Genomic DNA, 25,204 nt, shown 5'->3' on the forward strand with positions numbered 1-25,204 from the left:
TAGTAGCTCATCCCGCGTTAGATTCGGCCATATAGTTGCAATTGCAACTACATGGCCGACACTCCCACAAAGAGCCCGCCACCTGAAATCCGCCTAGCCTGGAGCCTCACATGTCCCCGAACAACGCAGTCAGACACGACGACGACCCACAGGAAACCCGCGAGTGGCTGGAGTCCATCGAATCGGTGTTGTCCACCGAAGGCCGCCCGCGCGCCCACTACCTGATCGATCAGTTGCTGGATTTCGACGTTGCGCGCCATGGTGATTTCTACGGACGGGTGACCACCCCCTACGTCAACACCATTGCGGTGGACCGCCAATTGCCCTACCCCGGCAACCTGGCCATTGAGCGGCGCACCAATGCCTACATCCGCTGGAACGCCATGGCCATGGTGTTGCGGGCAGGCAAACACTCCGGTGTCGGTGGGCATATCGCTACCTATGCGTCAGCCGCCGTGCTGTATGACGTAGGTTTCGACCACTTCTTCCGTGGCCGAACCGACACTTTTGACGGCGACCTGGTGTACATCCAGGGCCACTCCTCACCCGGCATCTATGGCCGCGCCTATCTCGAAGGCCGCATCAGCGAGGCGCAACTGGACAACTTCCGTCGCGAGGCCGGTGGCGAGGGTATTTCCTCGTATCCGCATCCACGACTGATGCCGGATTTCTGGCAATTTCCTACGGTGTCCATGGGCCTCGGGCCGATCACCGCGGCGTACCAGGCGCGCTTTATGCGTTACCTGGAATTACGCGGCCTCAAGCAGCACCAGGGCCGTAAAGTCTGGGCGTTCCTGGGCGACGGCGAGATGGACCAACCGGAATCCCTGGCGGCGATTTCCCTGGCCGGGCGCGAGAAACTCGACAACCTGATCTTTGTCGTCAACTGCAACCTGCAACGGCTGGACGGCCCGGTACGCGGCAACGCCAAAGTGATCCAGGAATTCGAAAGCCTGTACCGCGCCGCCGGCTGGAACGTGATCAAGGTCATCTGGGGCGGCGGCTGGGATGCCCTGCTGGAGAAAGACCAGACCGGCCTGCTGCGCCAACGCATGATGGAATGCGTGGATGGCGACTATCAAAACTACAAGTCCCAGAACGGCGCCTACGTGCGTGAACATTTCTTCGGCAAATACCCGGAGCTGCTGGCACTGGTTGCAGATATGTCCGACGACGACATCTGGAAGCTCTCACGAGGCGGGCATGATCCGGACAAGGTCTATAACGCCTACGCCGCCGCCATGCGTCACACCGGCCAACCCACGGTGATCCTGGCGAAAACCGTCAAGGGCTACGGCATGGGCGAAGCCGGCGAAGGCCAGAACATCAATCACCAGCTGAAGAAAATGGGCGCTGATGCCGTGAAGGCGTTTCGCGACCGCTTCGACCTGGAAGTGGCCGACGAACAACTCGCCGAGACTCCCTACATCAAACCTGCCGCCGACAGTGAAGAGGCGCGCTACTTCGCCGCCCGCCGCCAGGCGTTGGGCGGCTATGTGCCTGCGCGTCACAGCGCCGTGGAATCGCTGCAGATCCCTGAGCTATCGGCCTTCGGCGCTCAGCTCAAGGACACCGGCGAGCGCTCGATTTCCACCACCATGGCCTTCGTGCGCATCCTCGGCACGCTGCTCAAGGACCCGCACCTGGGCAAACTGATAGTGCCCATCGTGCCGGATGAATCGCGCACCTTCGGCATGGAAAGCCTGTTTCGCCAGATAGGCATCCACTCTGCCGTCGGACAGCTCTATACGCCGCAGGACGCCGGGCAATTGAGCTACTACAAGGAGAGCAAGGACGGGCAGATCATGCAGGAAGGTCTGAATGAGTCCGGCGCGATTTCCGCATGGATTGCGGCGAGTACGTCCTACAGCAACCACGGTTTGATGACCGTGCCGTTCTACATTTTCTACTCAATGTTCGGTTTTCAGCGCATCGGTGACCTGGCCTGGGCAGCAGGCGATGCGCGGGCACGGGGTTTCCTGCTGGGCGCCACCGCCGGACGTACTACGCTGATGGGCGAAGGCTTGCAGCATGACGATGGTCACAGCCATATCCTGTCGTCGGTGATTCCGTGCTGCGTGTCCTACGACCCAACCTTTGCCTACGAGCTCGCGGTAATTATTCGCGAGGGCATGCGGCGCATGTATGTCGAGCAGGAGGACATTTACTACTACATCACCCTACTCAACGAAAACTACCCGCACCCGGCGATGCCAGACGGTGTGGAGGATGGCATTCTCAAGGGTGTTTACCCGCTCACCCAACACGCGCAGGCGCAGGTACAACTGATGGGCAGCGGTTCGATCCTGCGGGAAGTGATTGCGGCTGCCGAGTTACTGGAGAAGGATTTCTGCGTGCACAGCACTGTGTGGAGCGCGACCAGCCTCACCGAACTGCGCCGTAACGGGCATGAGGTGGAACGCTGGAACCTGTTGCACCCGCAGAGCGAGCCCCGAGTGAGCTATATCGAACAATGCCTGGCCGGTCGAACCGGGCCGGTGGTGGTGGCGACGGACTACATGAAGTTGTTTGCCGATCAGATTCGCCCGTTCGTCCCCGGCCGCCGCTTTGTTGCCTTGGGCACCGATGGCTTTGGGCAATCGGATACGCGGGAAACCTTGCGTGCGTTCTTCGAGGTGGACCGCCACTTCATCGCACTGGCGGCGCTCAAGGCGCTGGCGGATGACGGCGTGATCGGTCGCGATAAAGTCAGTGAAGCGATCAGACGCTACGGGATCAACGTCGACAAGGCCAACCCCGTGACGGTCTGATTTACGGCGCCGGTGTCGGCAGGGGCGCAATTGCTTCTGTTGGTGCCGGTAGCGCCGGGTTGCTGGTCGCCGGTGCGGCGGCAGGCTCTTGCTGCGGCGCAATCGGCGCGGGTTCCACAGGCGGCGCAAGCGGCTCTGAAACGGCAGGCTCTTCCTTCGGCGCCTCGACCTTCTCGGCAGCCGGAGCGACTTTAGGCTCTGGCACGCCCAAGTCAGCTTTCGGCTGCTCGGGAATATGCTCGGCCTTTTTCACTTCCTGGGGCAGGAACACATCCACCAGCGCAAAGTAACGCTCGTAGAACTTCGGCGCCGAAACGGTCTCGCTTGCGACTTTGACCATTGAGTCATCGGTGGAGCCAATCGGCATCGACACCGAACCCAGCACGCCAACTCCCAGGCTCGCGGAGTTGTTGACCTTCTTCAGCGCGTAGCGATCCTGCAAGGCGTTGGCGAACATCGTCGAGTGGTTGGTGCCTTTGCCATCATCGGCGCACACCACGTTGAAGCTGATCTGCAGATGGGTCTCGCCGGTCTGCTGGAAACTCTTGTTACCCACCACCAACTTCGGATCGCTGCTGGTGATGATGTAGCCCTGGCTGAGCAGGGCGCGTCGCGCCGCTTCGCACGCCGCCACATCACTGACCGGATAGGATCGGGAAAAGGTGCCGGAGTCGTCGAAATTCTCATGTTCATAAATAGCGGTCTTGGGTGACGAGCAGCCCGCGGCGCCCGCCAGCACCAGCGCCAACCCAAGGCTGCGCAAGTGAAATGATGTCGACATTGAAAATCCTGAGCAAAACAGTTCGGGCGGTATTGTGCAACAGAACGAGGCCTTGGCGCGCGCATTCCTGTCGGTAAAACGTCACAGCCTTACGTCGTGGGCCCCGCAGGAAAAAGCCCTGCGCACATATGATCAATAAATACGCGCAATTTGGCCGAGGCATGGCGACTTGATGGCCACAGCAGCCAGAAACTGCCACGGTGTTCCAGGTAGTCATCCAGCACCCGCTGCAAGCGCCCTTCCCGCACGGCCTGGTTGACCATGTAATCAGGCAGGCAGGCGATGCCCAACCCCTCGTGCACCACATGGTTGAGGGACTCGATGGTGGTGCTGACCAGCGGTGTACGCAGGATCGGTTCTGCCGCGCCGGCTTCGAGGCGCAAGGGCCAGGGCTCCAGCTTGCCAGTCGCACAGAACTTGTGCCGCAGGCACGCGTGATCGTTCAAGTGCCGCGGCTGTTGTGGGGTGCCGTGTTCCTGGAAATACGCCGGCGTACCCACCAGCACCAGTTGGTAATGCCCCAGGTGGCGTGCCATCAGGCGCGAATCTTCCGGCTTGCCGGTGCGAATCACCGCGTCGAACCCTTCCTCGATCACATCCACCATGCGGTCGGAAAAATCCACATCCAGCTCGATCTGCGGATAGGCCCGCATGAAGTCGCTGAGCACCGGCATCAATAAACCGCGTACCTGCGGCACACTGATGCGTAGTTTGCCCCGAGGCGTGGCGCTGGCGTCGGTCAGCTCGCGCTCGGCGGCCTCGACCTCAGCCAGGATGCGCCGTGAACGCTCAAGGAACAGCGCCCCTTCGGCGGTCAAAGTAATACTGCGCGTACTGCGGTGGAACAGGCGCACACCGAGACGCTCCTCCATGCGTGCGATGCTTTTGCCTACAGCCGAGGAGGAAATCCCTAACACTTGACCGGCAGCGGTAAAACTGCGGGCCTCCGCCACCTGCACGAATACCGAAAGGCTGCCCAGACTGTCCATGATGTGGCCCTCAATTGCGGACACTGATGTCCGATAAGTTCGGAACCTTAGCCTGTTTTTCCGCGCCCCGCAGCCCCCTACCCTGTCTCCTGGCCTTTTGCAGGGATACAGCGTTATGACATCACTTACCGAGTCCACCCCAACAGCCCAGCATGACGGGTTGCCGCTGGGCGGTTTATTGGCACTGGCGTTTGCCGGTTTTATCACCATCCTCACCGAAGCCATGCCCGCCGGGCTGCTGCCACAAATGGGCGAAGGCCTGGGTGTGTCACCCGCGCTCGTCGGCCAATTGGTTACGCTTTACGCCTTGGGTTCCTTGCTCGCGGCCATCCCGCTGACGATGTGGACCCGTGGCTGGCGCCGACGGCCATTGCTGCTGGTGGCCATTGGCGGCTTTGCCGTGGTCAACAGCATCACCGCATTCTCCAGCCATTACGGGCTGACCCTGGTGGCGCGCTTTTTCGCCGGAGTTTTCGCCGGGTTGCTCTGGGCGTTGCTGGCGGGTTACGCAAGCCGGATGGTCGCGCCACATCTGCAAGGCCGGGCGATTGCCTTGGCGATGCTGGGGGCACCGCTGGCGTTGTCGCTGGGGGTCCCCGCGGGGACTTTGCTCGGCACCGTCGTAGGCTGGCGCCTGAGCTTTGCGATCATGACCGGGCTGACGCTCGTGCTGCTGATCTGGGCCCGCTGGACCTTGCCGGACTTTGCCGGGCAAACCGCAGGCAAACGCATGGGGTTGCGTCAGGTACTGACCCTGCCCGGGATTCGTCCGGTGTTATGGGTAACGTTTACCTACGTGCTGGCCCACAACATTCTCTATACCTACGTCGCCCCGTTGTTGGTGCCCGCCGGACTTGCGGGCGAGATTGACCGCGTGCTGCTGGTGTTCGGCTTGGCCGCGCTGTTGAGCATCTGGCTGACGGGCATGTTGATCGATCGCTGGTTGCGCAAGCTGGTGCTGATCAGTTGCGCGTTGTTCGGGCTGATCGCCCTGGCGCTGGCGTTCTGGATCACTTCGCCGAGCGTGATCTACCTCTGCGTGGCCTTGTGGGGCCTGGCGTTCGGTGGCCTGCCAGCCCTGCTGCAAACGGCACTGGCCAAGGCAGCCGGCGACTCGGCGGATGCCGCACAATCGATGTTGGTCACCGTTTGGAACCTGGGCATCGCAGGTGGAGGATTGGTCGGTGGCGTGTTGTTGCAAGGCTGGGGCGTGATTGCATTTCCATGGGCGGTGGTGGTGTTGATGCTCCTGGCCCTTTGCAAACGCCCATGAAAAAGCCCCCGGTCTTTTCAGGCCGAGGGCTTTTTATTCAAGCGGGCATCAGAATTTCTTGATGTCAGCCTGGGTTTCCAACTGCTTGCGGTACGCAGCAAAGTCCTGCTGACCACTGCGGGAAGCGAGGAAGCGGCGAATTTGCGCCTTTTCTTCGTCCGTCGGGGCAACAGCCTCGTTGACGCCGTTCAAGCGCACGATCACCAGGCTGCCGTCAGCCAGGGTCACGGTGGTAAAGGTCGGCTTGTCCTTGGCCGCAGGCTTTGGCATGCGGAACAGGGCTTGCAGCACGGCTGGGTCGATAGATTCCTGATTGCGGGTGGCCGCTTCAGTCACTTTCCACGCCTGGCCGTCGATGGCTTGATTCAGCGGGGTCTTGCCATCACGCAGGCTGGCGATCAACTCGTCAGCGTGGACCTTGGCCGCCGCACTGGCACGTTCCTTGGTCATCTGGGCGCGAATCGCCGCTGCAACGCTTTCCAGCGGCAGTTGCGTTGGCTTCAGATGCTCTTTGGCACGCAGTACGATGATGGTTTCCGGGTCCAGTTCGATGGCGCTGCTGTTGGCACCCTCATCCAGCACTTCCGGGCTGAACGCTGCGGTGATCACGGCACGGTTGGCCGCAATGCCTTCGCCACCTTCACGGCCAAACGGCGCGGAGGTGTGCACGGTCAGCTTCAGGTCGGACGCTGGCTGGGCCAGGTCGGAGGCTTCGAATGCCGCATCTTCCAATTGCTTGGTCGCTTCGACAAAACGCTGCTCAACCTGCTGGGTCTTGAGGTCGCGGGTCAGCTTGTCTTTCAGGCTGGCAAACGATGGCACTTGAGGTGCTTCAACGCCCAACAGCTTGATCAGGTGCCAACCGAAGGTCGAACGAACCGGCGCCGACACCTGATCCTTGTTCAACGCGTACAAGGCAGTTTCGAAGTCTGGATCGTAGACGCCAGGACCGGCAAAACCGAGGTCGCCGCCGTTGTTGGCCGAACCTGGGTCCTGGGAGAACTCCTTGGCCAGGGCTTCGAACTTCTCGCCCTTGGCCAGGCGCGCCTGGATGTCTTCGATCTTCGCCTTGGCTTGCGCGTCGGTGACCTTGTCGTTGACTTCAATCAGGATGTGCGCGGCACGACGCTGTTCAGCGAGGTTGGCGGTTTCTTTCTGATAGGCAGCCTGCAGATCTTCGTCCTTGACGCTGACTTGATCAAAGAACGATGCCTTCTTCAGCTCCAGATAGTCGATGACCACTTGGTCCGGCGTCATGAACTCTTTGGCGTGCTGGTCGTAGTAAGCCTTGACCTCGTCGTCGGTGAGCTTCACCGCGGCCGGGTTGGCCTTGATATTGACGGTGGCGAAATCGCGGGTCTGTTTTTCCAGACGGGCGAATGCCAGCACTTCGGCATCCGTGACGAAACCGCTGCCGGCGATACCTGCGCGAACCTGGCCGATGAGCATTTCCTGGGTCAGCATCTGACGGAATTGCATACGGCTGTAGCCCAGCTGACGGATCACCTGATCAAAGCGCTCGGGGCTGAACTTGCCATCCACCTGGAACTCGGGGGTCAGCAGGATCGTTTGATCCAGTGCCGCCTCGGAGAAGCCGAACTTGGAGTCGGCAGCGCCTTGCAGCAACAGCTTGCGATCGATCAGACCCTTGAGGGCCGCTTCGCGCAGCAGTTTTTCGTCCAGCAGTGAAGCATCGAAATCCTTGCCCAGCTGTTGCATCAGCTGACGGCGTTGCATGTCGACGGCCTGGCTCAATTCGGTTTGAGTAATCTCTTCACCGTTGACCTTGGCCACGTCCTGCTTGTTGTTACCCGATGCCTGGAAAATGGCCTCGATACCGGTGAACGCCATCAACGCGACGATGATCCCGATAATGGTCTTGGCAATCCAGCCTTGTGAATTGTCCCTGATATTTTGCAGCATGCGTCCCCCAGAAACGGTTGAACTTCAAAAATTGGCAACCGTGGAGCGTGGGTAGAGTACGGATATAAGAAAGGCGCATCCAAGGATGCGCCTTCTCGCAACTGGCGGAGCGGACGGGGTTGGTATCTGCCCCCGGCTTGGCGACCCGATGGATACATGGGTCTGCTGCCGCTCCGCTGCCAGGTCGAACCTGCGTTCGACCCGGGTAGGTAAAGGCTGGATCGAAGCTTAGTTAACGGCTTCTTTCAGGGCTTTACCGGCTTTGAAACCTGGTTTCTTGGCAGCAGCGATTTGCAGTGCTTTGCCAGTCTGTGGGTTACGGCCAGTGCGAGCTGGGCGGTCGGTCACAGAGAAAGTACCGAAGCCTACCAGTACTACGGAGTCGCCGGCCTTCAGAGCGCCAGTGACGGATTCGATTACTGCATCCAGCGCACGGCCAGCAGCAGCTTTCGGGATATCAGCGGATGCAGCGATAGCATCAATCAGTTCCGACTTGTTCACTCTAAGTCCCCTTATATATCTATTGAGTATGATTCTAAGTTTTTTGGTAAACAGCAAAAATCAGTGCTGAATGGCCTACAGACACTTATAAGAGCCGCTTTATAACAAGGGCTCTAAAAAGCTGTCAAGGAAGCCCCCAGGCTTATTCGCATTAATGCGTGCTAATTCTTTCCTTGGAATCAGACTCGCGCTTTTCATCCTTTGCGACTATCTCCGGAGCCACATCCGGCAAGGGCTCCGGCGCGTATTGCAGCGCAATTTGCAGGACCTCGTCAATCCATTTAACCGGTTTAATCTGCAGATCCTGCTTGATGTTGTCAGGAATTTCCTTCAAGTCGCGAACATTCTCTTCAGGAATGATCACGGTCTTGATCCCGCCACGGTGTGCCGCAAGCAATTTCTCTTTCAAGCCACCAATGGCCAGTACCTGACCGCGCAAGGTAATTTCGCCGGTCATGGCCACGTCAGCTCGCACAGGAATACCAGTCAACGCCGACACCAGGGCCGTGCACATGCCTACACCTGCGCTAGGACCATCCTTCGGGGTCGCCCCTTCCGGCATGTGGATGTGCGTATCGTGCTTCTCGTGGAAGTCCAGGGGAATCCCCAGGCTCTTGGCGCGGCTGCGCACCACGGTCTGTGCGGCGGTGATGGATTCGACCATCACGTCACCCAGCGAACCGGTCTTGATCAGCTGACCTTTGCCAGGGATCACCGCGGCTTCGATGGTCAGCAATTCGCCACCCACCTGGGTCCACGCCAGGCCGGTGACCTGACCGACTTGATCCTGCTGCTCGGCCAGGCCGTAGCTGAATTTACGCACGCCGAGGAAGTGTTCCAGGGAGTCAGCCGTGACCTTCACCGAGAAGCGTTTTTCCAGTGCATGTTCCTTGACCGCCTTGCGGCAGATCTTCGCGATCTGGCGCTCCAGGCCCCTTACACCGGCCTCGCGGGTGTAATAACGCACGATGTCGCGGATGGTCCCGACCTCGAATTCGATCTCGCCCTTCTTCAGGCCGTTGGCAGAAATCTGCTTGGGCGCGAGGTATTTGACGGCGATGTTGATCTTCTCGTCTTCGGTGTAACCCGGCAGACGAATCACCTCCATCCGGTCCAGCAAGGCTGGCGGGATGTTCATGGAGTTGGAGGTGCACAGGAACATTACGTCGGACAGGTCGTAGTCGACTTCCAGGTAATGGTCGTTGAAATTGTGGTTCTGCTCAGGGTCGAGCACTTCGAGCAAGGCCGATGCCGGATCGCCACGCATGTCGCTGCCCATTTTGTCGATTTCATCGAGCAGGAACAGCGGGTTGCGCACACCCACCTTTGTCATCTTTTGAATCAATCTTCCTGGCATCGAACCGATGTAAGTACGGCGATGACCACGGATTTCCGCCTCATCCCGCACGCCACCGAGGGCCATGCGCACGAATTTGCGGTTGGTCGCATTGGCAATCGATTCGGCCAGGGAGGTTTTACCCACACCCGGTGGACCGACCAGGCACAACACCGGACCACGAATTTTCTTCACGCGCTTTTGCACCGCGAGGTATTCGAGGATGCGTTCTTTGACTTCCTCAAGACCGTAGTGGTCGGCATCAAGGATGTCTTCGGCACGGGCCAGGTCCAGGCGCACTTTGGTCTGGGCCTTCCACGGCACCTGCACCAGCCAGTCGATGTAGGAACGAACCACGGTGGCTTCGGCCGACATCGGCGACATCTGCTTGAGCTTGTTCAACTCGGCAGTGGCCTTGGCCAGGGCGTCTTTAGGCAGGCCGGCGGCATCGATGCGCTTTTTCAGCTCCTCGATTTCGTTGTGGCCTTCCTCGCTGTCGCCGAGCTCTTTCTGAATGGCCTTCATCTGCTCATTCAGGTAGTACTCGCGCTGGCTACGCTCCATTTGTTTCTTCACACGACCACGGATGCGCTTCTCGACCTGCAGCAGGTCGATTTCGGCATCCAGCAGCGCCAACACGTGTTCAACACGGGTCGACAGGTCGATGATTTCGAGAATGTCCTGCTTCTGCTCGATCTTCAGCGCCATGTGCGCGGCCATGGTATCGACCAGGCGGCTTGGCTCATCAATGCTGTTGAGGGACGACAGGACTTCAGCCGGGACCTTCTTGCCCAACTGCACATACTGCTCGAACTGCGAGAGCAGGCTGCGTACAAAGACTTCGGATTCGCGCTCCGGCGCTTCGACTTCGTCGATCAGCGCCACTTCAGCGCGCAGGTGGCCGTCCACCTCCATGAAGCGCTCGACCGCACCGCGCTGCTCGCCTTCGACCAGCACCTTGACGGTGCCATCAGGCAGCTTGAGCAATTGCAGGACAGTGGCAATGGTGCCGACGCGATACAGGGCATCTTCGCCCGGATCATCATCAGCGGGATTCTTCTGGGCCAACAGCAGGATTTGCTTGTCGCCCGTCATCGCGGCTTCGAGCGCCTCGATTGACTTCTCGCGCCCCACGAACAGCGGGATAACCATGTGCGGATAGACGACGACATCACGCAACGGCAGGAGAGGCAATTCAATGGTGGTCTTCATGATTTCGCCTCTATGACAGATGAAAAATAAACTTGAAACCAAGATGGGGGCTGCATGCAAAAAAAACAAGCTTAATGCCAGCAGGAAAACGCAGGAAAAATCCCGCAATTAAAAGTGAGTGCAAAAACAAAGGGGCCCCTAGAGGCCCCTTGTTTGTAAAGCAACTGCAAAACGCTTACGCGTCTGGCGCAGCCTTGGCAGTCGGCTCACTGTTTTCGTAGATATACAGTGGCTTGGACTTACCTTCTATAACGCTTTCGTCGATCACCACTTTACTCACCTCGGACTGCGAGGGGATTTCGTACATGGTGTCGAGCAACACACCTTCCAGGATAGAACGCAGACCACGTGCACCGGTCTTGCGCTCCAGCGCCCGCTTGGCCACCGATTTGAGCGCGTCGGTACGGAACTCGAGGTCCACACCTTCCATCTCGAACAGCTTGGCGTATTGCTTGGTCAGGGCGTTTTTCGGCTCGGTGAGGATCTGAATCAGAGCAGCCTCATCCAGCTCGTCCAACGTCGCCAGGACCGGCAGACGACCAACGAATTCCGGGATCAGACCGAACTTGACCAGATCGTCAGGCTCGACTTCACGCAGGGACTCGCCAACCTTCTTGCCTTCTTCCTTGCTGCGTACTTCCGCACTGAAACCAATACCACCACGGGTGGAACGTTGTTGAATTACTTTTTCCAGACCAGAGAACGCACCGCCACAGATAAACAGGATGTTACGCGTATCAACCTGTAGGAATTCCTGCTGCGGGTGCTTGCGGCCGCCTTGTGGCGGTACAGAAGCAACTGTGCCTTCGATCAGTTTCAACAGGGCTTGCTGCACGCCTTCACCGGAAACGTCCCGGGTGATCGACGGGTTGTCGGACTTGCGCGAGATCTTGTCGATTTCGTCGATGTAGACAATACCCATCTGGGCCTTCTCTACGTCGTAGTCGCACTTCTGCAGCAGTTTCTGAATGATGTTCTCGACGTCTTCACCCACGTAGCCAGCCTCGGTGAGGGTGGTGGCGTCGGCGATGGTGAACGGAACGTTCAGCAGGCGAGCGAGGGTTTCTGCAAGCAGGGTTTTACCCGAGCCTGTAGGACCGATCAGCAAGATGTTGCTCTTGCCGAGTTCGACCTCGTCACCTTTCTTGTCACGCTGGTTCAAGCGTTTGTAGTGGTTGTACACCGCTACGGCCAGAACCTTCTTTGCACGCTCTTGACCGATGACATACTGGTCAAGGATGCCACTGATTTCTTTAGGCGAAGGCAATTTATGCGCACTGCTCTCGGCCTGGGCTTCCTGCACCTCCTCGCGGATGATGTCATTGCACAGGTCGACGCACTCGTCGCAGATAAACACCGAGGGGCCGGCAATCAACTTGCGCACTTCATGCTGGCTTTTGCCACAGAAGGAGCAATAGAGCAGCTTGCCGTTGTCCTCGCCGTTGCGGGTGTCAGTCATTCGTTCGATCCAAATCCGATAGGCTTGCAACACAAGATGAAGGCTTACGCGGGCTTTTTCAAGCCCGCAAGTGGTCGGGCATGCCGACCAGCCCTATTTTGAGCGGCTTAATTAAGCTGGGCGACGGTCAATCACTTTGTCGATCAGGCCATAGGCTTGCGCGGCTTCGGCACTCATGAAGTTGTCACGGTTGGTGTCGCGCTCGATTTCTTCCAGGGTACGTCCGCTGTGCTTGGCCATCAGCGTGTTGAGACGCTCACGGATAAACAGGATTTCCTTGGCATGGATCTCGATGTCCGACGCCTGGCCTTGGAAACCGCCCAGTGGTTGGTGAATCATCACGCGCGAGTTCGGCAGGCAGAAGCGCTTGCCCTCGGCACCCGCGGTCAGCAGGAATGCGCCCATGCTGCAGGCCTGGCCAATGCAGGTGGTCGACACGTTCGGCTTGATGAACTGCATGGTGTCGTAGATCGACATACCCGCCGTCACCGAACCGCCTGGGGAGTTGATGTAGAGATGGATGTCCTTGTCCGGGTTTTCGGCTTCAAGGAACAGCAGCTGCGCACAGATCAGGTTGGCCATGTAGTCCTCTACGGGGCCAACCAGAAAGATCACTCGCTCCTTGAGCAGGCGCGAGTAGATGTCGTAGGCGCGTTCGCCACGAGCGGACTGCTCTACAACCATCGGGACCAGGCCGCCAGCGGCCTGGATATCAGAGTTCTGCTGAATATAGGAATTACGGAACATGCTCTGCAGTTACTCCCAAATAGTCATGTCTTGAAAACGCATAAGCCAGCGCGAGGCTGGCTTATGGTTGTATTTCCAACGAGTTGGACAATCAGTCGGCTTGTGCTGCTTCCGCCGGTTTGACTGCTTCTTCGTAAGAGACCGCTTTATCGGTCACCTTAGCCTTCTGCAGAACAGTATCCACAACTTGTTCTTCCAGCACAACCGAACGTACTTCGTTCAGCTGCTGGTCGTTCTTGTAGTACCAAGCCACGACCTGCTCAGGCTCCTGGTAGGCCGAAGCCATTTCCTGGATCATTTCGCGAACGCGATCTTCGTCAGGCTTGAGCTCGAACTGCTCAACCACTTTTGCCACGACAAGACCCAGTACAACGCGACGCTTGGCTTGCTCTTCGAACAGCTCGGCCGGCAGTTGATCAGGCTTGATGTTGCCACCGAACTGCTGAACCGCTTGAACGCGCAGGCGATCCACTTCGTTGGACAGCAGGGCCTTAGGCACTTCGATCGGGTTGGCGGCCAGCAGACCGTCCATGACCTGGTTTTTCACCTTGGACTTGATAGCCTGGCGCAGCTCGCGCTCCATGTTCTTGCGAACTTCGGTGCGGAAACCTTCCAGGGTCGCTTCCTTGATGCCGAATTGAGCGAAGAACTCTTCGTTCAGCTCTGGCAGCTTAGGCTCGGAAACGCTGTTGACGGTCACGGTGAACTCGGCGGCTTTGCCAGCCAGGTCCAGGTTCTGGTAGTCAGCAGGGAAAGTCAGGTTCAGAACACGCTCTTCGCCGGCTTTAGCGCCAACCAGACCGTCTTCGAAGCCAGGGATCATGCGGTTGGAACCCAGCACCAGCTGAGTACCCTTGGCGGAGCCGCCAGCGAATACTTCGCCGTCAACCTTGCCAACGAAATCGATGTTCAGCTGGTCTTCGTTCTGAGCGGCGCGATCGGTCACTTCAAAACGGGTGTTCTGCTTGCGCAGGATTTCCAGCATGTTGTCCAGGTCGGCATCGGCCACGTCAGCGCTCAGGCGCTCTACGGCGATACCTTCGAAGCCGGCAACTTCGAACTCCGGGAACACTTCGAATACGGCAACGTATTCCAGGTCCTTGCCAGCTTCCAGGGACTTAGGCTCGATCGACGGCGAGCCAGCAGGCTTCAGGTTCTGCGCTTCTACGGCTTCGTAGAAGGAAGCCTGGATCACGTCACCCACAGCGTCCTGGCGCGCATCAGCACCAAAACGACGCTTGATTTCGCTCATTGGCACTTTGCCTGGACGGAAACCAGCGATCTTGGCCTTCTGGGCAGTCTGCTGCAGACGCTTGTTGACCGCAGTCTCAATACGCTCTGCCGGCACGGTAATGCTCAGGCGGCGCTCGATAGCAGTAGTATTTTCAACAGAAACTTGCATGGATATTCCTCGTTGCACAGACGTTAGCCGGCCATTTCCGACCCCAATCAAGGGCATGCATTCTAGAGGGTCAAACTCAAGAAGTCACCCTACTGCAAATACGCCCGAAAACAGCCGGCAATTTATCGGTACGAAGGCACTGATGCACCCCGCCCCGGTGACAAATACACCCCATCACGCCAGGGCTCTGCGTCGCCCCTTCTATATATAGAAGAGGTCGTCATCCACCTCCCTGACGGCCCACCCCGCAAACAGGGCAAGCAGACAGCGCGGTATCATCGAGACACATAAATACGATGAAACGCCCTGCCGTTGCGGCCCAGCACCTGCGGCCGCGAAAACCAGAACTGCCAAAACCAAAAAAGGCGCCAGACTGTTAAATCTGGCGCCTTTCGAATATGGGGTGGACGAAGGGGATCGAACCCTCGACAACGGGAGTCACAATCCCGTGCTCTACCAACTGAGCTACGCCCACCATATTGCATTAACAAAGAACTCAAACATCTTCTTTGTTGAACCTCACCTCACCTTGCGGCAGGGCGACGCCTTGAAATTGGTGCGGATGAAGAGACTCGAACTCTTACGCCTCGCGGCGCTGGAACCTAAATCCAGTGTGTCTACCAATTCCACCACATCCGCGCTGGAGCTCTTAAAGCAAAGGCGCCAGACGATTAATCTGGCGCCTTTTCAAAATATGGGGTGGACGAAGGGGATCGAACCCTCGACAACGGGAGTCACAATCCCGTGCTCTACCAACTGAGCTACGCCCACCATCTAACACTACTTGTGCCAAAGCTGCCTAATGGCGCACCCGGCAGGACTCGAACCTGCGACCATCCGCTTAGAAGGCGGATGCTCTATCCAGCTGAGCTACGGGCGCCTTATTAATCTGTACTCTTGGAGGATTACAAACTAAGTGCTTCCAGCCTTGCAGAACAACACTCTATTCTGCTCGACCTTCTTAACCAGTGCTAGGCTGTGCCCGACAAGTGCGACGAATAGTATAGACGCCCCGGAAAGCCGTCAAATCTTTTTTGAAAAAAATTCATTTTATTTAAGGGGTTAGGGCAATTTGCAGACCAAGCGCCTTTGCCCTCACGCTGTGGCATGCGAGAATGCGCACACATTTCTTCCCCCTCTCGATGGTTAATCACGCGTAATGACTGCACAACTTATCGACGGCAAATCAATCGCCGCCAGCCTGCGCCAGCAGATCGCCAAACGCGTCACCGAGCGTAGCCAGCAAGGCCTGCGCACGCCTGGCCTCGCGGTGATCCTGGTCGGCAGCGATCCTGCCTCTCAGGTTTATGTCTCGCACAAGCGTAAAGACTGTGAAGAGGTCGGCTTTATTTCCAAGGCCTACGACTTGCCTTCCGACACCACCCAACAGGCCCTGACCGACCTGATCGACAGCCTTAATGACGACCCGGCAATGGACGGCATCCTGCTGCAATTGCCGCTGCCCGAGCACCTGGACGCGTCCAAGCTGCTGGAGCGTATCCGCCCGGACAAGGACGTCGACGGCTTCCACCCCTATAACGTCGGCCGCCTGGCCCAGCGCATCCCGCTGCTGCGCCCTTGCACCCCCAAAGGCATCATGACCCTGCTGGAAAGCACCGGTGTCGACCTGTACGGTCTGGACGCCGTAGTCGTGGGCGCCTCCAATATCGTAGGTCGCCCAATGGCCATGGAACTGCTGCTGGCCGGCTGCACCGTGACCGTCACCCACCGCTTCACCAAGGACCTTGCCGGCCACGTCGGCCGCGCCGACCTGGTGGTGGTTGCCGCCGGCAAGCCAGGCCTGGTCAAGGGCGAGTGGATCAAGCAAGGCGCCATCGTCATCGACGTGGGCATCAACCGCCAGGAAGACGGCAAGCTGGTCGGCGACGTGGTCTACGACACCGCCCTGCCCCGGGCCGGCTGGATCACGCCAGTGCCAGGCGGCGTCGGCCCGATGACCCGCGCCTGCCTGCTGGAAAACACGCTGTATGCGGCAGAAACCCTGCACAGCTAATAACCAGCAGCACTGAAAAAGCCCTGCCTTATCGCAGGGCTTTTTATTGCCCGGCATAAAAACCTTTTTTTCTTAGTTTTTAAGCACTTTCGTCTGGTTCTCGAAGAACATTCGACAGTTTCTGATCCATACTTCTAGAATGTAACGTAATTTTTCAAAGCACCCGTTTTCCAACGGTATTTCCTTACTTCTTAGCGAGTTCATCCGCGTGAAAATTCGTCTCTCCATCGCCAGCCTATTTTTTGTATTTACAGGCACCTTCGCGCACGCCGCCGAGACCATCCAGGCCCCGCGCGACACCTCCAAACTACAGATCGCTTCCGGCAGTGCCATGCTCGTGGATCTGCAGACCAACAAAGTCATCTACTCCAGCAACCCCGACGTGGTGGTGCCGATTGCCTCGGTGAGCAAGCTGATGACCGGCCTGATTGTGCTCGAAGCCAAGCAGAACATGGACGAATACATCGACATCAACATCAAGGACACGCCAGAAATGAAAGGCGTGTTCTCCCGCGTGAAGATCGGCAGCGAAATGCCGCGCAAAGAAATGCTGTTGATCGCGCTGATGTCCTCGGAAAACCGCGCCGCCGCCAGCCTGGCCCACCACTACCCGGGCGGCTACCCGGCGTTTATCGCCGCAATGAATGCCAAGGCCAAGGCGCTGGGCATGACCAGCACCCACTACGTCGAGCCCACCGGCCTGTCGATCCACAACGTATCGACTGCCCGCGACCTGAGCAAATTGCTGGCCGCCGCGCGCCACTACCCGATGCTCAGCCAACTGAGCACCACCAAGGAAAAGACGGTGTCGTTCCGCAAACCCAACTACACCCTGGGTTTCTCCAACACAGACCACCTGATCAACCGCGCCAATTGGGACATCAAGCTGACCAAGACCGGCTTCACCAACCAGGCCGGCCACTGCCTGGTGCTGGTGACCAGCATGGGGAATCGTCCGGTATCGCTGGTGATTCTGGATGCCTTCGGTAAATTCACGCACTTTGCCGATGCCAGCCGCATTCGCAACTGGGTCGAGACCGGCAAGAGCGGCTCGGTGCCGGATGTAGCGTTGCGCTACAAGGCCGACAAGAATCTGAAAAACCGCCCGAACGCGGCAGAAGTACGCCGCTAAAAGAATGTGGGAGCGGGCCTGTGTGGGAGCGGGCTTGCTCGTGAATGCGGTGTATCAGCGACAGATACCTCAGCCGACCCACCGCATTCGCGAGCAAGCCCGCTCCCACATCCCACACAAGCCTGTTCCCAAATGAGGTTTGCGACGTCCTGCTTTACTGTGTTTCTGCCAACACCTTGAGCGCCTGCGCCGCCGCCCGCTCCTGCCCGGCCTGGGCCGTGGCGTTCGCCGCCTCACGCCAGCGCTGCGCGTCCACCTTGGCAGGCAACTGGCTTGGCCGCTGGGTGAGGATCGCCCAACTCCCGGCGCTCTTCCACTTCGATTCAAACTCGCTGAAGCTCATCAACAGGCGCCGGTCCATCCCGGCGCGCAGCAGCACCGTGCTTTTCTGCTGATTGAACCCCACCACGACCACGTACCGTGCGTCAGACCACAGGCTGCCGCCAATCCGCGCCATCACCGGGTAACCGGCTGCAACCTGTGCCAGCAACGCCGTCAGCTGGGTATCCAGCGGATACACCATCAACCCGTACTCACGCGCCAGCACCTGCATGTTGCGCTCCAGGTCCGCCTCGCCGCCCGGCAAGCGCAGCGGCTTATCCAGCAGACCCGGTGTCATCACAATGCCTTGTTGCGACAGCATGCTGGCCAGAGCAGCAGGGCCACTCTGATACGCCTCGCTGCGGAAAGTCGGCACGCCATTGAGCTCGACCCGCTCCGGCAGGCCCGGCAGTTTCGACGGGTGCCCGGAACAGGCCGCGAGCCCCAGGGCAAAGGCCAGCAACAAGGATGTTTTTACGTTCGACCGTAACCGCAATTTTTTACTCTCTTGATCAACTGCCGGTAAGGGCCCTGATCATAGGACGCTCTGCCACGCGGGTATAGCCTCAGGCGTCAGTAAAGCGTGCGGCATAGAGCAAACAAGTTGGACGGACACGACCATTGGTCAATAGCAGGCAACCGCCAGGTAGCTAGACTGTCCATTGAGAAGACTGTGTGTGCCCCGAGCGGGGCGAAAGGAGGCCCTGATGAGCCTTGCAACGACGATAATCCTGTTGATCTGTGGTTGGCTGGCCGTTGCCGCCGCCATGTTGTGGGGGGTGCTGCGTATTGCCCGTCGACACCACCCCCACGCCAAACCCGCCAAGCCCCACAAGGCCGCGGTGCACCACGCCTAACCAGGCATGCAGCTGAAATCCTGGGTCGCGGCAACTTCCTTGCCGTGGCCATCCTTCAGCGACGCGCGCACGGTAGTGCCCAGGCTCGACTCCACCAGGGTGTAGTGCTCACCGGCCTTGAAATTCTTGTACTCGACCCGCCCCTGGCAGTCCTGCTGATTGTCGTCGCCCGGCTCTTCCTCGTACAACGTCACGTCCAGGCGATGGTCGCCCGGTGTCACTTCAAAAAAGCGCCCATCGTCCACGCGCTTGCCATCCACGCGTTCGGCCATCAGGTCATTCGGCGCTTCTTCCTTCAATCCTATCCATGCTTCGCTCGGGTCCGCCTTGGGGATCGGGCCGGCGCACGCCGACAACAACAGCACGGCACCGAGGGTTGGAATCAACAACAGAGGTTTAAGTGACATGGCAGGGCTCCAAAAAAGACGATGTGTCCGATGGGTTACAAGCTTGCGGAGCCGACCTGCGTTGAACAAATGAATACGCATGAAACGATCTTCAGCCCCTTCCTAAATGTTCCTTCACCTGGCTGAAAGGCGCGTGTTAGGTGGGTCGGGCAAGACTGCCGGGGTTTGCAATCCTGCTCCTTTCGGAGGTTCACGCATGCTCGGGCTGGTAAAGACCGCACTGCAAAAGCCGTACACGTTTATCGTGTTGGCCATATTCATCTGCATCATCGGGCCGATGGCGGCCCTGCGCACCCCCACGGATGTGTTCCCCGACATCGGCATCCCCGTGGTCGCCGTGGTCTGGCAGTACAACGGCTTGTCGCCGGATGCCATGGCCGGTCGGGTGATCTACACCTACGAACGCTCCCTGAGCACCACTGTCAACGACATCGAACACATCGAATCGCAATCACTGCCCGGCATGGGCATCGTCAAGATCTTCTTCCAACCCGGCGTGGACATCCGCACCGCCAACGCCCAAGTGACCGCCGTGTCACAAACCGTGCTCAAGCAGATGCCACCCGGCATCACGCCGCCGTTGATCCTCAACTACAGCGCCTCCACCGTGCCGATCCTGCAACTGGCATTCTCCAGCCCGAGCCTGTCGGAAGCGAAGATCCGCGACCTGGTGCAGAACAATATCCGCCTGCCCCTCAGCGCCCTGCCCGGCCTCGCCATGCCCACGCCCATGGGCGGCAAGCAACGCCAGATCACCCTCGACCTCGACCCGCAGGCACTGGCCGCCAAAGGCCTGTCGGCCCAGGACGTGGGCACCGCCCTGGCCCTGCAAAACCAGATCATCCCGGTGGGCACCGCCAAACTCGGCCCCAACGAATACACGATCCTGCTCAACAACAGCCCCAAGGCGATCGATGAACTCAACGACTTGCCGATCAAGACCGTCGACGGCGCGCTGATCACTATCGGCCAAGTCGCCCACGTGCGTGACGGCTCGCCGCCGCAAACCAACATCGTACGTGTCGACGGCCACCGCGCCGTGCTGATGCCGGCCCTGAAAAACGGCAGCATCTCGACCCTGTCGATCATCGACGGCATCCGCCAGATGCTGCCGCGCATCGACGAAACCCTGCCACCCTCGCTGAAAACCTCGCTGCTGGGCGACGCCTCGGTGTTCGTCAAGCAATCGGTGGGCAGCGTGGCCCAGGAAGGCATCATCGCCGCCCTGCTGACCAGCGCGATGATCCTGCTATTCCTCGGCAGCTGGCGCTCGACCCTGATTATCGCCGCGTCGATTCCCCTGGCCGTGTTGTCAGCCATCGCGCTACTGGCCGTCAGCGGGCAAACCCTCAACGTGATGACCCTCGGCGGGTTGGCATTGGCGGTGGGGATTCTGGTGGACGACGCCACCGTGACCATCGAAAACATCAACTGGCACCTGGAACAAGGCAAGGCGGTGAAGACCGCGATCCTCGACGGCGCCGCGCAGATCGTCGGCCCCGCGTTCGTCTCGCTGCTGTGCATCTGCATCGTGTTCGTGCCGATGTTTATGCTGCAAGGCATCGCCGGTTACCTGTTCCGGCCGATGGCCCTGGCGGTGATCTTTGCCATGGCCAGCTCGTTCATCCTCTCGCGCACCCTGGTGCCGACACTCGCGATGTTTTTGCTCAAGCCGCACACGCCGGAACCGGGCGCGGGTCATCACCCGGAAGACGAGTTCATCAACCACCACGAGGGTGAGCAACACGCCAAACCGCGCCATGCCGCGCTGCAAGCGGTGCTGAATTTCCAGCAGGGTTTTGAGCGCCATTTCTCGAATATCCGCGACACCTATCACAGCCTGCTGCTGTTGGCGCTGGGCAATCGCAAGCGCTTTATCGTCGGCTTCCTGGCCTGCGTGCTCGCCTCGTTCCTGCTGCTGCCCAGCCTGGGCCAGGACTTCTTCCCGGCCACCGACGCCGGCGCCCTCGCCCTGCACGTGCGCCTGCCGCTGGGCACGCGCATCGAAGAAAGCGCCGCCGCCTTCGACCGCATCGAAGCGCGGATTCGCGAAGTGATCCCAAGCGATGAACTCGACACCATCGTCGACAACATCGGTATCCCGCTCAGCGGCATCGACATGGCCTACAGCAGCAGCGGCACCATCGGTCCACAGGATGGCGACATCCAGGTCAGCCTGAAACCACACCACGCGCCCACCGCCGACTACGTGAAAAAACTGCGCGAAGCCCTGCCGCAAAGTTTCCCTGGCAGCCACTTCGCGTTCCTGCCGGCCGACATCAGCAGCCAGATCCTCAACTTCGGCGCCCCGGCCCCGCTGGACGTGAAAATCTCCGGGCGCAACGATGCAGAAAACCGTGCCTATGCGGTGGAACTTGAACGCCGTCTTCAACACGTACCCGGCATCGCCGACCTGCGTATCCAGCAGTCCACCGGCTACCCGTCGTTGCAAGTCAATGTCGACCGCCTGCGCGCCAATGGCCTGGGCATCACCGAGCGTGACGTGACCAACAGCATGGTCGCCTCCCTCGCCGGCAGCTCGCAGACCGCCCCGACCTTCTGGCTCAACCCAGCCAACGGTGTGTCGTACTCGATCGTCGCAGCGACCCCGCAATACCGCCTCGACAGCCTGCCATCCCTGGAAGCCTTGCCGGTCACCGGCGCCGACGGCCAATCGCAGATCCTCGGCGGCGTGGCGGACTTCTCCCGCGTGCAAAGCCCGGCGGTGGTGACCCACTACAACATCGAGCCGACCCTGGACCTCTACGCCAACGTACAAGGCCGCGACCTCGGCGGCGTAGCGCGCGACGTGCAAAAAGTGCTGGATGACACCGCGTCGATGCGCCCCAAAGGCGCGACCATCAGCCTGCATGGGCAGATCGACGCATTGCATGAAGCCTTCAGCGGTTTAAGCCTGGGCCTGCTCGGTGCGGTGGTGCTGATCTACCTGCTGATCGTGGTCAACTTCCAGTCGTGGGCCGACCCGTTCGTGATCATCACGGCATTGCCGGCCGCACTCGCGGGGATCGTATGGATGCTGTTCCTCAGCGGCACCTCGTTGTCGGTGCCGGCGCTCACCGGCGCGATTCTGTGCATGGGCGTGGCCACCGCCAACTCGATCCTGGTGGTGAGCTTCTGCCGCGAACGCCTGGCCGAACATGGCGATGCGCTCAAGGCTGCGATGGAGGCCGGTTACACGCGTTTTCGCCCGGTGTGCATGACCGCCCTGGCGATGATCATCGGCATGTTGCCACTGGCCCTTTCCGAAGAACAAAACGCCCCCCTTGGCCGGGCGGTGATCGGTGGGTTGATCTTCGCCACCATCGCCACCCTGTTGTTTGTCCCCGTGGTCTTCAGCCTGGTCCACGGTCGTCACCCTACTCGCGCAGTTGCTGGAGAAACCTCACATGTCGCCTGATCACAAACCCTCGCGCAAGCGTCTGATGCTCATGGGTGTCGGCGGCCTAACCCTGGCCGCCCTGCTGGTCGCCAACGGCCTGCACGCCCGCACGTTGCATGAACAAGCAGTGACCGCCTGGACGGAAACCGCTGCCATTCCCCAGGTGCTGGTGTTCCAGCCGCAACAGAACGCCGCCGGCGATACCCTGCGGTTGCCGGCGCACCTGGAAGCGTGGAGCAAGGCACCGATCCACGCGCGGGTCAGCGGCTATTTGAAGGACTGGAAAGCCGACATCGGCACCCAGGTCAAGGCCGGGCAGGTTCTCGCCGAAATCGACAGCCCTGACCTCGACCAGCAACTGGCCCAAGCCCATGCACGACTGGTGCAGGAACAAGCCAACGCACGCCTGGCGCAAACCACCGCCACCCGCTGGCAAAACCTGCTGGCCAGCCACTCGGTGTCACGCCAGGAGGCCGATGAAAAAACCTCCAACGCCGCCGCCGCGAAGGCCAACGCCGACGCCGCCGCCGCCGACTGCGCGCGCCTGTCGGCCCTGGCCAGCTACAAGACCATCCGCGCACCGTTCGCCGGCACCATCACCGCCCGCAACACCGACATCGGCCAGTTGATCAAGGCCGATACCGACAGCGATCCGGAGTTGTTCAACATCGCCGACACTCACCAACTGCGCCTGTATGTGCCGGTGCCGCAGAACTATGCCGCGGTGATCCACCCGGGCCTTGAAGCCGAACTGACGGTGCCCGAGCATCCTGGCCAACACTTCAAGGCGCGGCTGATCGGCGACTCCACCGCCATCGACCGCCGCTCCGGCACCCTGCTCGCACAGTTCGTCGCCGACAACCCCAACGGCGAACTGCTGCCCGGTGACTACGCCGAGGCGACGCTGCCGATTCCGGCCGACACCCACGGCGTGAGCATCCCGGCCAGTGCGCTGATCTTCCGCGCCCAAGGCACTCAGGTCGCGGTGCTGGATGCGCACAACCACGTGCACCTGCAAACCATCCACATCGGCCTCGACCTCGGCGAACGCCTGGTGATCGACCAGGGCCTCAAACCCGCCGACCGAGTGGTCGACAATCCGCCCGACGCCCTGCGCGAAGGCGATCCGGTGCAACTGGCGGACGCCAGCGGAGGTGCCCATGCACCCAAGGCTTAACCCCCTCGCCGCCTTGATGCTGCTGGCCTTGCAGGGCTGCTCCATGGCACCGACCTATCAAGTGCCCTCGGTCAACCTGCCGGCGGGCTATCGCGAACAGACCCGCGATGGCCCATGGCACAGCGCGCAACCGGCCGACACTTTGGCGCCGGCATGGTGGAAGCTCTACAACGATACGCGCCTGAACGACCTGCAACAGCAACTGCTCAAGGCCAATCCGGACCTCGCGGCGGCACTGGCCCACTTCGATGCGTCCCAGGCATACGCCAGCCAATTGCATGCCGGGCTGTTCCCGCAAATCAGCGCCAGTGCGCAGCCACTGCGCCAACGGCAATCCGACTCGCGACCGCTGCGGGGCAGCACCCAGCCATCGGTGTACAACAGCAATACCGCCGGGTTTTCGTTGAGCTACGACCTGGACCTGTGGGGCAGAGTCCGCAACCAGGTCGCCGCCGGCGATGCCCAGGCACAGGCCTCTGGCGACGACCTGGCAGTGGCCCGCTTGAGCCTGCAGCATCAGTTGGCGAGCTTGTATGTGCAGCTCAACGGGCTGGATGCACAGGCACGCATTCTCAACAGCTCGCTGGAGGACTTCAGCCAGGCATTGCAACTGACCCGCAGCCGCTATGAAGGCCAGATCGCCTCGGAACTGGACCTGACCCGCGCACAAAACCAACTGGCCGAAGCCAAGGCGCAATTGGATGACATCCACGGCCAGCGCAACCTCACTGAGCATGCGTTAGGCGAATTGGTCGGTGTGGCGGCCAGCGATTTCACGCTACCGCCGAGCCCACAGTTGATCGCGCTGCCGCAGATCCCAACGCAGTTGCCCAGCCACCTGCTGCAACGTCGCCCGGACATTGCCGCAGCAGAACGACGAGTGTTCGCCGCCAATGCCAATATCGGCGTGGCCAAGGCGGCGTGGTACCCGGATTTCAGCTTGACCGGCTTGATCGGCGGGCAGACCCAAGGCGTCGGCAACCTGCTTTCGGCAGGCAATCGCTATTGGGCGCTGGGGCCGCTGGTCAACTTGCCGATCTTCGACGGCGGTCGTTTGAGCGCCAATGAACGCCAAGCCAAGGCCGAATTCGAAGAAGCCTCGGCGCAGTACCGCAGCCAGGTGTTGAGAGCCGTGCGCGAAGTCGAAGACAACCTGGCGCAACTGCGGGATTTGCAGCAGCAAGCCCAGGATGAACAAGCGGCGGCAGATGCGGCGCAGCATACCCAAGCGCTGGCGATGAACAGCTACCAGGCGGGCGCCGTGAGTTACCTGGATGTGGTGACCGCCCAAACCGCCGCGTTGCAGGCACAGCGGACATTACAGGCGGTGCAAACGCGGCAGTTGCAAGCAAGTGTCGGCCTGCTCACCGCCCTCGGCGGCGGCTGGCACAACACCTTGTAGTGAGCGGGCAAGCCCCGCGCTGGGGGGCGAAGCCGCCCCAAATGGTCCGCCGCGGTGTTTCAGGAAGACCGAGGTGCCTGGGTTTGGGGCGGCTTCGCCC

The 25,204-nt window shown here is 60.0% G+C and carries 18 protein-coding genes and 4 tRNA genes; 8 read left to right on the plus strand and 14 right to left on the minus strand.

Annotated features, from left to right (window positions below):
* Window positions 1–110: 110 nt before the first annotated feature.
* Complete coding sequence (gene aceE / locus LIY36_RS17575) at window positions 111–2,771, plus strand: pyruvate dehydrogenase (acetyl-transferring), homodimeric type (RefSeq protein ID WP_226456441.1); 2,661 nt, start codon at window positions 111–113, stop codon at window positions 2,769–2,771.
* Between the two features lies 1 nt (window position 2,772).
* Here the strand turns inward: aceE and LIY36_RS17580 are convergent, their stop codons facing one another.
* A complete protein-coding gene (locus LIY36_RS17580; protein ID WP_192296646.1) occupies window positions 2,773–3,552 on the minus strand; it encodes a DUF2242 domain-containing protein in 780 nt (259 codons plus the stop codon).
* A gap of 89 nt (window positions 3,553–3,641) precedes the next feature.
* Window positions 3,642–4,541 carry a LysR family transcriptional regulator gene (locus tag LIY36_RS17585; RefSeq protein ID WP_226456442.1) on the minus strand — a complete coding sequence of 300 codons (900 nt, stop codon included), beginning with the start codon at window positions 4,539–4,541 and terminating at the stop codon, window positions 3,642–3,644.
* Between the two features lie 115 nt (window positions 4,542–4,656).
* Here LIY36_RS17585 and LIY36_RS17590 point away from each other — a divergent pair, with 115 nt between their 5' ends.
* Window positions 4,657–5,814 carry an MFS transporter gene (locus LIY36_RS17590; protein ID WP_226456443.1) on the plus strand — a complete coding sequence of 386 codons (1,158 nt, stop codon included), beginning with the start codon at window positions 4,657–4,659 and terminating at the stop codon, window positions 5,812–5,814.
* A gap of 48 nt (window positions 5,815–5,862) precedes the next feature.
* Here LIY36_RS17590 and LIY36_RS17595 read toward each other — a convergent pair whose 3' ends face one another.
* The 10 genes from LIY36_RS17595 to LIY36_RS17640 all read right to left on the minus strand — a co-directional run bounded on the left by LIY36_RS17595 (window position 5,863) and on the right by LIY36_RS17640 (window position 15,274).
* Complete coding sequence (locus LIY36_RS17595) at window positions 5,863–7,737, minus strand: SurA N-terminal domain-containing protein (protein WP_226456444.1); 1,875 nt, start codon at window positions 7,735–7,737, stop codon at window positions 5,863–5,865.
* 228 nt (window positions 7,738–7,965) lie between these two features.
* The gene (locus LIY36_RS17600; RefSeq protein WP_003174819.1) at window positions 7,966–8,238 is read right to left on the minus strand and encodes an HU family DNA-binding protein; all 273 of its coding nucleotides are present in this window, start codon (window positions 8,236–8,238) and stop codon (window positions 7,966–7,968) included.
* A 151-nt stretch (window positions 8,239–8,389) separates the two neighbouring features.
* Window positions 8,390–10,786 carry an endopeptidase La gene (gene lon, locus LIY36_RS17605; protein ID WP_226456445.1) on the minus strand — a complete coding sequence of 799 codons (2,397 nt, stop codon included), beginning with the start codon at window positions 10,784–10,786 and terminating at the stop codon, window positions 8,390–8,392.
* 175 nt (window positions 10,787–10,961) lie between these two features.
* Window positions 10,962–12,245: an ATP-dependent Clp protease ATP-binding subunit ClpX gene (clpX, locus tag LIY36_RS17610; RefSeq protein WP_003238279.1), complete on the minus strand. Its 1,284-nt coding sequence runs from the start codon at window positions 12,243–12,245 to the stop codon at window positions 10,962–10,964.
* 111 nt (window positions 12,246–12,356) lie between these two features.
* Entirely contained in the window at window positions 12,357–12,992 is a 636-nt protein-coding gene (clpP, locus tag LIY36_RS17615) for an ATP-dependent Clp endopeptidase proteolytic subunit ClpP (protein WP_071487154.1), read from the minus strand.
* Window positions 12,993–13,083: 91 nt separating this feature from the next.
* The gene (gene tig, locus LIY36_RS17620) at window positions 13,084–14,394 is read right to left on the minus strand and encodes a trigger factor (protein ID WP_226456446.1); all 1,311 of its coding nucleotides are present in this window, start codon (window positions 14,392–14,394) and stop codon (window positions 13,084–13,086) included.
* 399 nt (window positions 14,395–14,793) lie between these two features.
* Window positions 14,794–14,869, minus strand: a tRNA-His gene (locus LIY36_RS17625).
* Between the two features lie 79 nt (window positions 14,870–14,948).
* Window positions 14,949–15,033: transfer RNA gene (locus tag LIY36_RS17630), tRNA-Leu, on the minus strand.
* 56 nt (window positions 15,034–15,089) lie between these two features.
* Window positions 15,090–15,165 (minus strand) — tRNA-His (locus LIY36_RS17635).
* Window positions 15,166–15,197: 32 nt separating this feature from the next.
* Window positions 15,198–15,274, minus strand: a tRNA-Arg gene (locus LIY36_RS17640).
* Between the two features lie 279 nt (window positions 15,275–15,553).
* Between LIY36_RS17640 and folD the strand changes: the two genes are divergently transcribed.
* Entirely contained in the window at window positions 15,554–16,408 is an 855-nt protein-coding gene (gene folD / locus LIY36_RS17645; protein ID WP_192296652.1) for a bifunctional methylenetetrahydrofolate dehydrogenase/methenyltetrahydrofolate cyclohydrolase FolD, read from the plus strand.
* 208 nt (window positions 16,409–16,616) lie between these two features.
* Entirely contained in the window at window positions 16,617–17,540 is a 924-nt protein-coding gene (pbpG, locus tag LIY36_RS17650; protein WP_226456447.1) for a D-alanyl-D-alanine endopeptidase, read from the plus strand.
* 154 nt (window positions 17,541–17,694) lie between these two features.
* On the opposite strand, the gene LIY36_RS17655 is transcribed toward pbpG, so the two are convergent.
* Window positions 17,695–18,357, minus strand: a complete 663-nt coding sequence (locus LIY36_RS17655; protein ID WP_226456448.1) for a cysteine peptidase family C39 domain-containing protein — start codon at window positions 18,355–18,357, stop codon at window positions 17,695–17,697.
* 211 nt (window positions 18,358–18,568) lie between these two features.
* Here LIY36_RS17655 and LIY36_RS17660 point away from each other — a divergent pair, with 211 nt between their 5' ends.
* The gene (locus tag LIY36_RS17660) at window positions 18,569–18,718 is read left to right on the plus strand and encodes a hypothetical protein (RefSeq protein WP_192296655.1); all 150 of its coding nucleotides are present in this window, start codon (window positions 18,569–18,571) and stop codon (window positions 18,716–18,718) included.
* Here the strand turns inward: LIY36_RS17660 and LIY36_RS17665 are convergent.
* Complete coding sequence (locus tag LIY36_RS17665; protein ID WP_226456449.1) at window positions 18,715–19,125, minus strand: PA0061/PA0062 family lipoprotein; 411 nt, start codon at window positions 19,123–19,125, stop codon at window positions 18,715–18,717. The two genes, LIY36_RS17660 and LIY36_RS17665, sit on opposite strands and share 4 nt — an antisense overlap.
* A gap of 196 nt (window positions 19,126–19,321) precedes the next feature.
* On the opposite strand from LIY36_RS17665, the gene LIY36_RS17670 reads away from it, so the two are divergent.
* From LIY36_RS17670 to LIY36_RS17680, 3 genes are read left to right on the plus strand one after another with little or no spacing between them, the layout of a single operon-like run.
* Window positions 19,322–22,543 carry an efflux RND transporter permease subunit gene (locus tag LIY36_RS17670; RefSeq protein WP_226456450.1) on the plus strand — a complete coding sequence of 1,074 codons (3,222 nt, stop codon included), beginning with the start codon at window positions 19,322–19,324 and terminating at the stop codon, window positions 22,541–22,543.
* Entirely contained in the window at window positions 22,533–23,702 is a 1,170-nt protein-coding gene (locus LIY36_RS17675) for an efflux RND transporter periplasmic adaptor subunit (RefSeq protein WP_226456451.1), read from the plus strand. The genes LIY36_RS17670 and LIY36_RS17675 overlap by 11 nt, the downstream gene beginning before the upstream one ends.
* Window positions 23,686–25,104, plus strand: coding sequence for an efflux transporter outer membrane subunit (locus LIY36_RS17680; RefSeq protein WP_226456452.1), 1,419 nt, complete (start codon window positions 23,686–23,688; stop codon window positions 25,102–25,104). Before LIY36_RS17675 ends, LIY36_RS17680 begins: the two co-directional genes overlap by 17 nt.
* The last annotated feature ends 100 nt before the right edge of the window (window positions 25,105–25,204 follow it).

It is taken from the genome of Pseudomonas sp. AF03-9, from assembly GCF_020515815.1.
Taxonomy (GTDB): domain Bacteria; phylum Pseudomonadota; class Gammaproteobacteria; order Pseudomonadales; family Pseudomonadaceae; genus Aquipseudomonas.